Source organism: Kitasatospora sp. NPDC018619 (assembly GCF_044391605.1).
Taxonomy (GTDB): domain Bacteria; phylum Actinomycetota; class Actinomycetes; order Streptomycetales; family Streptomycetaceae; genus Kitasatospora.
Genome location: NZ_JBISAI010000001.1, coordinates 470,780 through 480,583, shown reverse-complemented (window position 1 = coordinate 480,583; position 9,804 = coordinate 470,780). Strand labels below are relative to the sequence as shown.

Genomic DNA, 9,804 nt, shown 5'->3' with positions numbered 1-9,804 from the left:
ACCCCCCCCGTCTTGTGTAACTATTGGGCCCCCCGCCCCCCCGGGGGCCCCCCCCCCGGCCCCCCCCCCCCCGGCCGGCCCCGCCCCGGGGCCCCCCCCCCCCCGGGGGGGGGGCCGGGCCCTCGGGCGTTCTCCGGGAGCGCTTCTCCGGGCGGGACCCGCGCGCCTCCGGGCGGCGGGCGAGTCCCGGGGCCGGCCGCCGTCAGGCCAGCTCCAGCGCCAGGTAGAAGTCCACCCGGTCCTCCAGCCGGGAGAGGTCGCGCCCGGTCAGCTCCTCGATCCGGCCGATCCGGTACCGCAGGGTGTTCACGTGGACGTGCAGCTGCGCGGCGCAGCGGGTCCAGGAGCCGTCCGAGCGCAGGAAGGCCTCCAGGGTGCGGACCAGGTCCGCCTGGTGCTCGATGTCGTACGCGATCACCGTGTCCAGCAGCCGGCTGCGGAAGGCGCGGCGCACCTCGTCCGGGACGGCGGCCAGCAGCAGCACGTGCGAGGCGAGCTCCTCGGGGCCCGCGACGCAGACCCGGCCGACCCGGGAGGCGGCGATCCGGCGGGCGTGCCGGGCCTCCTCCAGGGCGCCGCGCAGGCCGCCGGCCTCGGAGGCGGGAGCGGAGACCCCGAGGGTGATCCGCCCCTCCGAGCCGAGCCCGGCCTCCAGCGGGGCGAGCAGCCCGCGCAGGGCGTCGGCCGGCACCGGGCCGTCCAGGACGGGCAGCACCACCACGGCGCCGGTGCCCGCCCCGGCGACCAGGGCGCGGTCGGTCACGCCGCCGAGCGCCTCCTCCAGCACCGCCCGTACGGTGCCCTCCGGCAGGCCGGTGCCCTCGGCACTGAGCACCAGCCAGGAGCCCTCCCCCGCCTGGGGCTTGGGCTCCGGAACCTCGTACCGGGCGGCCATCGCCGAGGAGGCGTACAGGGTGCGGCTGATCTCCGCCGGGTCGGCGTCGCGGCGCAGCAGGGCGAGCACCTCGTCGGCGAGGCGGCGGCGCAGCCGGCGGCCCTCGTCGCGGCGGTGGCGCTCGGCGGCGACCAGCCGGGCCAGGTTCTCGGCGAGCTGCTGGCGCTTGGTGGTCCACTCGGTGACGTCGCCGGCCACCGCGAGCACCCAGTCGGCCAGCGGGCTCCCGGGCTGCGGCGCCCCCTGCTCCGCGGAGGCCGGGGCGGGCAGCAGCGAGTAGGAGCCGGCGGCCAGCCGGGCCCGGTGCGGGGGGCGGCGGCGCTGGCGCTGGGCGGCGAGGTGGGCGCGGACCAGCTGGTCGCGGTCCTCGGCGGAGAGCCGGTCGGCGGGGCCGGCGATCACCGCGCCGGTCGGGGTGAGCACCCAGCAGTCCAGGTCGAGGTCGCCGCCGAGCAGGTCGAGCACCGCGTCCAGCCCGCCGCCGCCGGCCGCCGAGACCAGCAGCCGGTGCCGGTCGACCAGGGCGGCGAGGTCGGCGGCGCGGTCGGCGGAGACCTGTCGGCCGATGAACTCGGTGACGGCGCCGAAGGCGATGTCGTCGGGGACGGCGAGCAGCGGCATCCGGTGCCGGCGGCAGGCCTCGACCAGGTCCTCGGGCACCGGGCCGACCTCGGCCTCGCCGGCCGCCAGGGCGACCGCGCCGCCCGCGGCGAGGGTGCGCACGAAGCGCTCGGAGTCGGCCGGGACGGTGCGCCAGAGCATGCCGGTGAGCACCAGTTCGCCACCGTGCAGGTAGCGGCCCGGATCCTGGAGGTCCGTCGTCATCACACCGCTGACCTGCCGGTCCAGCTCTTCCTCGGCCGCGAGCAGGCGCAGTCGCGGGGCTCCGGGGGCGAGCAGGTCACGGACGCGCATCCGCGGACTCCTTAACGGGGCTGGGGGGAGGGATGAAGGGGTAACGATAGGGCCTGGCCGAACGGGCGTGCGCCCCGGTCCGTGGCCCGCGCGTCACGGCCGGACTACGGTCGTAGGTGGCACCCGGCGCACACCCGGGCTGCGAGATTCTCCTCCTTAGAGGAACGTACAGGATGCCGGGCGGGCTCACAGCCGGGGCTTCATGCCATCGGTGACTGCCAGCGGGCCGCGTCCCGGCGGTTCACTGGGCGACACGCCGCCGGGCACCCGGCGGGCGAAACTTGAGGAGACACCCGCATGGAGTTCCTTCGGCCCGCCACCTGGGACGAGGCGCTCGCGGCGAAGGCCGAGTACCCGACCGCGCTGCCCGTCTCGGGCGGTACGGACGTCATGGTCGAGCTGAACTTCGACGTGCACCGGCCATCCGCGATTCTCGACCTGAACCGCATCACCGAACTGACCGACTGGGAGACCGCGGACGGCGTCGTGCGGCTCGGCGCCGCCGTCCCGTACGCCCGGATCATCGCGGAGCTGTCCGGGCCGCTGCCCGGGCTGGCGCTGGCGGCCCACACCGTCGGCTCGCCGCAGATCCGCAACCGCGGCAGCGTCGGCGGCAACCTCGGCGCGGCCTCCCCGGCCGGCGACTCGCACCCGGCGCTGCTGGCGGCCGGCCGGGACGTGTTCGTCGAGGCGGCCTCGGTGCGCGGCACCCGGCTGATCCCGATCGACGACTTCTACGTCGGGGTGAAGCGCAACTGCCTGGAGGCCGACGAGCTGATCCGGGCCGTGCGCATCCCGGTGGCGGACGGGCCGCAGCAGTTCTCGAAGATCGGCACCCGCAACGCCATGGTGATCGCGGTCTGCGCGTTCGGCTTCGCCCTGCACCCGCGGACCGGGACCGTCGGCACCGGCATCGGCTCGGCCGCGCCCACGCCGCGCCGCGCCGTCGAGGCCGAGGAGTACCTGCGGGGCGTGCTCGCCGAGCGCGGCCTGTGGGAGTCCGGGGAGCTGCTGGGCGCCGAGGTGGTGCAGCGCTTCGGGGAGCTGGTGAAGGCGGCGGCCTCGCCGATCGACGACGTCCGGGGCACCGCCGACTACCGCCGGCACGCGCTCGCCGTGATGGCCCGCCGCACCCTCACCTGGACCTGGAACGACTACCGCAAGCAGATCAGGAGCGCGGCATGAGGGTCACTTTCACCGCCAACGGCAAGCCCGTCGAGGCCGACGACGTGTGGGAGGGCGAGAGCCTGCTGTACGTGCTGCGCGAGCGGGTCGGCCTGCCCGGCTCGAAGAACGCCTGCGAGCAGGGCGAGTGCGGCTCCTGCACGGTCTACCTGGACGGCGTCCCGGTCTGCTCCTGCCTGGTCGCGGCCGGCCAGGTGCAGGACCGCGAGGTGCGCACGGTCGAGGGGCTGGGCTCGGAGGACGGCGAACTCGGTCTGGTCCAGCAGGCGTTCGTCGACGCGGGCGCCGTCCAGTGCGGCTTCTGCACCCCCGGCCTGCTGGTGCAGACCGACGCCCTGCTGGCGCAGGACCCGCAGCCGAGCGACGACGACATCCGCGAGGCGCTGTCCGGCAACCTGTGCCGCTGCACCGGCTACGAGAAGATCATGGACGCGGTGCGGCTGGCCACGGCCCGCAGGTGCGCGGGGACGGAGGACGCGCGGTGAGCACGCGGACGATCCGGGGGCAGAAGAACCTCCAGAACATCAACCAGGCGGCCAAGGACGGCATCGGCGGCTCGCCGCTGCGCCCGGACGGCAACCTGAAGGTCCGGGGCGAGTTCGCCTACTCCTCCGACCTGTGGCACGAGGACATGCTGTGGGGCACCGCGCTGCGCTCCCCGCACCCCCGGGCCAACATCCTCTCGGTGGACGTCTCCGAGGCGCTCAAGGTGCCCGGGGTGTACGCGGTGCTGACGCACGAGGACATCCCCGGCTCGAAGTACTACGGCCTGGAGATCCAGGACCAGCCGGCCCTGGCCATCGACAAGGTCCGCTACCACGGCGAGGCGATCGCCCTGGTCGCCGCCGACCACCCGGAGACGGCCCGCCGCGCGGTGGAGCGGATCGCGGTCGAGTACGAGGTGCTCACCCCGATCGTCACCGAGGAGCAGTGCCTCGACCCGGAGACGTACGGGTACGTGCACGAGCCGCACGAGTACCGGTCCCACGCGTACGGCAACATCTGCCACGAGCAGCGGCTGGTCTCCGGCCTCGGCGTGACGGACGAGGTGCGCGCCATGGCGGACGTCGTGGTCAGCGGCGACTACGAGGTCGGCATGCAGGACCAGGCCTTCCTCGGCCCGGAGTCCGGCCTCGCGGTGCCCGCCGAGGACGGCGGCATCGACCTCTACATCGCCACCCAGTGGCTGCACGTCGACCGCCAGCAGATGGCGCCGGTGCTGGACCTGCCGGAGGAGAAGGTCCGGCTCACGCTGGCCGGCGTCGGCGGCGCGTTCGGCGGCCGCGAGGACCTGTCGATGCAGATCCACGCCTGCCTGCTGGCCCAGCGCACCGGCCGGCCGGTCAAGATCGTCTACTCCCGGGACGAGTCCTTCTTCGGCCACGTGCACCGCCACCCGGCGCGGATGCACTACGAGCACGGCGCCACCCGGGACGGCAAGCTGGTCTACGCCGACGCCCGGATCGTGCTGGACGGCGGCGCGTACGCCTCCGCCTCCCCCGCCGTGGTCGGCAACGCGGCCTCGCTCGGGCACGGCCCGTACGTGATCCCGAACGTGCGGATGCACGCCATCGCGCTGTACAGCAACAACCCGTCCTGCGGGGCGATGCGCGGCTTCGGCGCGGTGCAGGCGGCGTTCGGCTACGAGTCGCAGATGGACAAGCTGGCCGCCGAGCTCGGCATGGACCCGGTGGAGCTGCGCCGGCTGAACGCCGTCTCGCAGGGCGACCTGATGCCCACCGGGCAGGAGATCGACGCGCCCGCGCCGGTGGCCGAACTCCTGCGGCGGGCCAAGGAGATGCCGCTGCCGCCGCCGCTGGACACCGCGGACCCGGACGTGCGCCGGCTGCCCGGGGCGCTGTCCAACACCTCGCACGGCGAGGGGATCGTCCGCGGCGTCGGCTACTCGGTCGGCATCAAGAACGTCGGCTTCTCCGAGGGCTTCGACGACTACTCCACCGCCCGGGTGCGGCTGGAGGTGATCGGCGGCGAGCCGGTCGCCATGGTGCACACCGCGATGGCCGAGGTCGGCCAGGGCGGCGTCACGGTGCACGCCCAGATCGCCCGCACCGAGCTGGGCGTCGAGCAGGTCACCATCCACCCGGCCAACACCGAGGTGGGGTCGGCCGGTTCGACCTCCGCCTCGCGCCAGACGTACATGACCGGCGGCGCGGTGAAGCTGGCCGCCGAGGCGGTGCGCCGGGAGCTGTTCGACCGGGGGCGCCGGCGCTACGGCTGGACCCACGACGACCTGGTGCTGTCCGACGGCAAGGTGGTGTCGAAGAGCGCCGGGGTGCTCGTCTCCGTCGTCGACCTGCTCGGCGACGAGGCCGTCGAGCAGACCCGCGAGCACCACCACCGGCCCACCCAGCCCTTCGACAAGGAGACCGGCCAGGGCTTCGGCCACGTCCAGTACACCTTCTGCGCCAACCGCGCGGTGGTGGACGTGGACGTGGAGCTGGGGCTGGTCAAGGTGGTCGAGCTCACCGCCGTCCAGGACGTCGGCAAGGCGCTCAACCCGCTCTCCGTGGTCGGCCAGATCCAGGGCGGCTGCACCCAGGCGCTCGGGCTCGCGGTGATGGAGGAGATCATCGTGCGGGACGGCAAGGTGCGCAACGCCTCCTTCACCGACTACCTGATCCCCACCATCCTGGACACCCCGCCGATCCCGGTGGAGATCCTCGAACTGCCCGACCCCCACGCGCCGTACGGGCTGCGCGGGGTCGGCGAGGCGCCGACCGTCTCGGCGACGCCGTCCATCGTGGCCGCCATCCGCAACGCCACCGGGCTGGCGCTCAACCGGATCCCGGTCCGGCCGGAGCACCTGACCACCGAACAGCCGCGCTGACGGCCGGAGTTCGTCCTCCCGGGGCGGCGACCGTCTTCCCCGCCGCCCCGGGGACCCCCACACGCCCGCTGCCCTGCCCACGCCGGGGCCCGCAGCGGTGCGCACCACCCGCGCCGGCGTTCAGCCGCGCACGCACCGCACGCACACGCACCGCACGCACACGCACAGCCGCGCACGCGTTCAGTTGCGCACGCACCGTACGGCCGCATCACCTGATACTCCCCCCGCTCGCCCCGCGAGTGCCCAGTGAGTCGATACGTCCCCCTACGCCGCCTCGTTGACCGGCAGTCAGGTCGGCTCGCCCACCCCAACCCCCTTTGACACTTGGGAGTGGACATGCCCAGGATCCCCACGGAGCCCGGCACCACCGAAGACAGACCCGCCGAGGACGGCACCCACCCGTCGTCCCCGGCCGCACGCCCCACCGGCGCACTGGACGCCTACTTCAAGATCTCGGCCCGGGGCTCGACCCTCGCCAACGAACTGCGCGGTGGGCTCACCACGTTCATGGCGATGGCGTACATCATCCTGCTCAACCCGCTCATCCTGAGCGGTGCGGACGTCACCGGCGCCAAGCTCGACCACGCCGCGCTGACCACCGCCACCGCGCTGGCCGCCGCCGTCACCACCGTCCTGATGGGCCTGGTCGGCAACGTGCCGCTGGCGCTGGCCGCCGGGCTCTCCGTCTCCGGCGCCGTCTCCGCGCTGGTCGTCCCGCACACCACCTGGGCGCAGGCCATGGGCCTGTGCGTGATCTACGGCCTGCTGATCGTGCTGCTGGTCGTCTCCGGGCTGCGCGAGCGGATCATGAACGGCATCCCGCTGCCGCTCAAGCACGCCATCACCATCGGCATCGGGCTGTTCGTCACCGTGATCGGCCTCTACAAGGCCGGGTTCATGCACACCGGCGGGCCCACCCCGCTGTCGCTCGGCCCGGCCGGCGAGCTGTCCGGCTGGCCGGTGCTGGTCTTCTGCGTCACCCTGCTGGCGATCTTCGTGCTGATGGCGCGCGGCGTCCGCGGCGCGATCCTGCTCGGCATCGCCGGCGGCACCGTGCTCGCGATGGTCGTCAACCGGGCCGCCCACGTACCGGCCGCGGCCTGGCGGAACTCGGTGCCGGTCTGGCCCGGCAGCCCGGTCTCCGCCCCCGACTTCGGCCTGTTCGGCCACGTGGACCTGTTCGGCGCCTTCGGCAGCCACGGCATGGGCGCGATCAGCGCCTCGGTCGCGGTGTTCACCCTGGTGCTGGCGGGCTTCTTCGACGCGATGGCCACCATCATCGGCGTCGGCACCGAGGCCGGGCTCGCCGACCGGCGGGGCCGGATGCCCGGGCTGTCCAAGGCGCTGTTCATCGACGGCGCCGGCGGCGCGGTGGGCGGCCTGGCGGGCGCCTCCGGGCAGACCGTCTTCGTCGAGTCCGCCACCGGCGTCGGCGACGGCGCCCGCACCGGGCTCGCCTCCACCGTGACCGGGGCACTGTTCGCCCTGATGCTGTTCTTCTCACCGCTCGCCGGGGTCGTCCCGGTCGAGGTGGCCTCGGCCGCCCTGGTCGTGATCGGCGCGATGATGATGAGCCAGGCCCGGCACATCGACTGGTCCGACCGGGAGGTGGCCGTCCCGGCCTTCCTGACCTGCACGCTGATGCCGTTCACGTACAGCATCACCGCGGGCGTCGCGGCCGGCGTCATCTCGTACACCGTCATCAAGGCCGGGGTGGGGCGCTGGCGCGAGCCCGGGCCGCTGATGTGGATCCTCACCGCGGTGTTCGTGGTGTACTTCGCGATCACCCCGGTGAAGGCCTGGTTGGGCGTGCACTAGACGCCCGCACCCGCTCTCGCCCCCGGCCGCCGCCGTTGGGGCACCACCGCTTGGGCACCACCGCCGCCGTACGGGATCGTTTCCCGTACGGCGGCGTCTCCCGCTACTGTCGGAACCGTGTAAGGAGCGTTCCCCATGCAGGACATCGCCGAGCAGCTGCGGGCCTGGCACGCGTCCGGGCGCTCCTTCGCCGTGGCCACCGTGGTCGGCGTCTCCGGCAGCGCGCCGCGCGACCCCGGGGCGGCGCTGGCCGTGGACGCGGAGGGCGAGGCCGTCGGCAGCGTCTCCGGCGGGTGCGTCGAGGGCGCGGTGTACGAGCTGTGCCGGGCCGCCCTCGCGAGCGGCGAGCCCGTGCTGGAACGCTTCGGCTACAGCGACGAGGACGCCTTCGCGGTGGGCCTGACCTGCGGCGGCGTCCTGGACGTGTTCGTCCAGCCGGTGGTGCCCGGCACCGACGCCGGGCTGGACGCCGGGATCGCCCACATCGCGGCCGGCACGCCCGTGGCGCTGGTCCGGGTGATCGCCGGGCCCGGCGGGCTGGTCGGGGCCACGCTGGCGGTCACCGCCGACGGCTCCGACGGCACGCTCTCGCCGGCCCCCTCGACGGTCGGCGGCCTGGAGCGGGCGGTCGTCGCGCAGGCCCGGGCGATGCTGGAGGCCGGACGCACCGGCCGGCTGGAGCTCGGCCTGGACGGCCGCCCCTGCGACGACCGGCGACAGGGCTCCGTCACCTGCTTCGTCGAGTCGTACGTGCCCGCGCCGCGGATGCTGGTGTTCGGGGCGATCGACTTCGCCGCCGCCGTGGTGCGGATCGGCAGGTTCCTGGGCTACCGCGTGACCGTCTGCGACGCCCGGCCCGTCTTCGCCACCGCCCGGCGCTTCCCGGAGGCCGACGAGGTGGTGGTCGACTGGCCGCACCGCTACCTGGACTCCCAGCTCGGCCGGATCGACGGGCGCACCGTGCTCTGCGTGCTCACCCACGACGCGAAGTTCGACATCCCGCTGCTGGAGCGCGCCCTGCGGCTGCCGGTCGGCTACGTCGGCGCGATGGGCTCCCGCCGCACCCACCGGGACCGCCTCGCCCGACTGCGCGAGGCCGGGCTCTCCCAGGCCGAACTGGCCCGGCTGCGCTCACCGATCGGCCTGGACCTCGGCGCCCGCACCCCGGAGGAGACGGCCGTCTCGGTCGCCGCCGAGATCGTCGCCCACCGGCGCGGCGGCAGCTGCCTGCCGCTGAGCGCCTCGGACGGGCCGATCCACCACGACCTGCCGCGCACCGGGACGGAGGGTGACGACGGCGGCGCGGCCGAGCGCCCGGCACGCCGTACCCACGCGGCCTGAGCCGGGAGGCCCACGGCGGCGCCCACGTCGCGTGTCCACGTCGCGTGTCCACCGGCGCGGCGGTGGCTCAGTCCGTCAACGCCAGCTTCATGCCGAAGCCCACCACCACCGCGCCGGTCACCCGGTCCATCAGCCGCCGGGCGGCCGGCCTGCGCAGCCAGCCGCGCACCACCCGGGCGAAGGCCACCAGGACGCCCGACCAGAGCAGGCCCTCGACGACGTGCACGCCGGTCAGCGCCACACCGGCGGCGAAGTGCGGGGCGCCGGCCGGGATGAACTGCGGCAGCACGGCCACGTAGAAGACCCCGACCTTGGGGTTCAGCAGGTTGGTCAGCGTGCCGCGCCGCCAGCCGTGTGCGAACCCGCCGTCCTCCGGCTCATCCTCGGCCGCCGCGTCGCCGCCCCGGCTGCGCAGCATGCCGATGCCCATCCACACCAGGTACGCCGCGCCCGCCCAGCGCAGGACCTCGTAGGCCACCTGCGAGGCGGTGAGCAGCGCCGTCACCCCGGCCGAGGTCAGCGTGCCCCAGAGCAGCGTCCCGGTCTGGATGCCCAGCACGACCCCCCACGCCTGCCGGCGCCGTCCGAGGGCGGAGGTCCGCAGGATCAGCGCCGTGTCGAGCCCGGGGGTGAGCGTGAGCAGGCCCACGACGAGGGCGAAGGACCACAGGGCGGTTGTCATCTCCATGGGCCTCGATGGTCTCACAGGCCCGGGCGGCCCCGGCCGCCGGATCCGTCAACCGGCCGCCCTGGCGGTGTGGCGGCGCGGCGGCATGGCGCCTTCGCGGCTTGACGCCGTGCC

Annotated in this window: 7 protein-coding genes; 5 read left to right on the top strand and 2 right to left on the bottom strand. The window is 74.6% G+C overall.

The window, feature by feature from the left end; genetic code table 11:
• Positions 1-202: 202 nt before the first annotated feature.
• Positions 203-1,810 (bottom strand): PucR family transcriptional regulator, encoded by a 1,608-nt coding sequence (locus ACH5AR_RS01870; protein WP_396299380.1) that lies wholly within the window; start codon positions 1,808-1,810, stop codon positions 203-205.
• A 297-nt stretch (positions 1,811-2,107) separates the two neighbouring features.
• On the opposite strand from ACH5AR_RS01870, the gene ACH5AR_RS01865 reads away from it, so the two are divergent.
• From ACH5AR_RS01865 to ACH5AR_RS01845, 5 genes are all read left to right on the top strand, one after another.
• Entirely contained in the window at positions 2,108-2,995 is an 888-nt protein-coding gene (locus tag ACH5AR_RS01865) for an FAD binding domain-containing protein (RefSeq protein ID WP_396299379.1), read from the top strand.
• Positions 2,992-3,480: a (2Fe-2S)-binding protein gene (locus tag ACH5AR_RS01860; protein WP_396299378.1), complete on the top strand. Its 489-nt coding sequence runs from the start codon at positions 2,992-2,994 to the stop codon at positions 3,478-3,480. Before ACH5AR_RS01865 ends, ACH5AR_RS01860 begins: the two co-directional genes overlap by 4 nt.
• Complete coding sequence (pucD, locus tag ACH5AR_RS01855; RefSeq protein WP_396299377.1) at positions 3,477-5,843, top strand: xanthine dehydrogenase subunit D; 2,367 nt, start codon at positions 3,477-3,479, stop codon at positions 5,841-5,843. The genes ACH5AR_RS01860 and pucD overlap by 4 nt, the downstream gene beginning before the upstream one ends.
• A 336-nt stretch (positions 5,844-6,179) precedes the next feature.
• Positions 6,180-7,661, top strand: coding sequence for an NCS2 family permease (locus ACH5AR_RS01850; RefSeq protein WP_396299376.1), 1,482 nt, complete (start codon positions 6,180-6,182; stop codon positions 7,659-7,661).
• Positions 7,662-7,796: 135 nt separating this feature from the next.
• Entirely contained in the window at positions 7,797-9,002 is a 1,206-nt protein-coding gene (locus tag ACH5AR_RS01845; RefSeq protein WP_396299375.1) for an XdhC family protein, read from the top strand.
• 67 nt (positions 9,003-9,069) lie between these two features.
• Here the strand turns inward: ACH5AR_RS01845 and ACH5AR_RS01840 are convergent, their stop codons facing one another.
• Positions 9,070-9,690, bottom strand: a complete 621-nt coding sequence (locus ACH5AR_RS01840) for a LysE family translocator (RefSeq protein WP_396299374.1) — start codon at positions 9,688-9,690, stop codon at positions 9,070-9,072.
• Positions 9,691-9,804 lie beyond the last annotated feature (114 nt).

Excerpts from the sequence above, each read along its gene's own strand:
- ACH5AR_RS01870 (WP_396299380.1), bottom strand. The coding sequence starts at position 1,810 with ATGCGCGTCCGTGACCTGCTCGCCCCCGGAGCCCCGCGACTGCGCCTG.
- ACH5AR_RS01865 (WP_396299379.1), top strand. The coding sequence starts at position 2,108 with ATGGAGTTCCTTCGGCCCGCCACCTGGGACGAGGCGCTCGCGGCGAAG.
- ACH5AR_RS01860 (WP_396299378.1), top strand. The coding sequence starts at position 2,992 with ATGAGGGTCACTTTCACCGCCAACGGCAAGCCCGTCGAGGCCGACGAC.
- ACH5AR_RS01850 (WP_396299376.1), top strand. The coding sequence starts at position 6,180 with ATGCCCAGGATCCCCACGGAGCCCGGCACCACCGAAGACAGACCCGCC.
- ACH5AR_RS01845 (WP_396299375.1), top strand. The coding sequence starts at position 7,797 with ATGCAGGACATCGCCGAGCAGCTGCGGGCCTGGCACGCGTCCGGGCGC.
- ACH5AR_RS01840 (WP_396299374.1), bottom strand. The coding sequence starts at position 9,690 with ATGGAGATGACAACCGCCCTGTGGTCCTTCGCCCTCGTCGTGGGCCTG.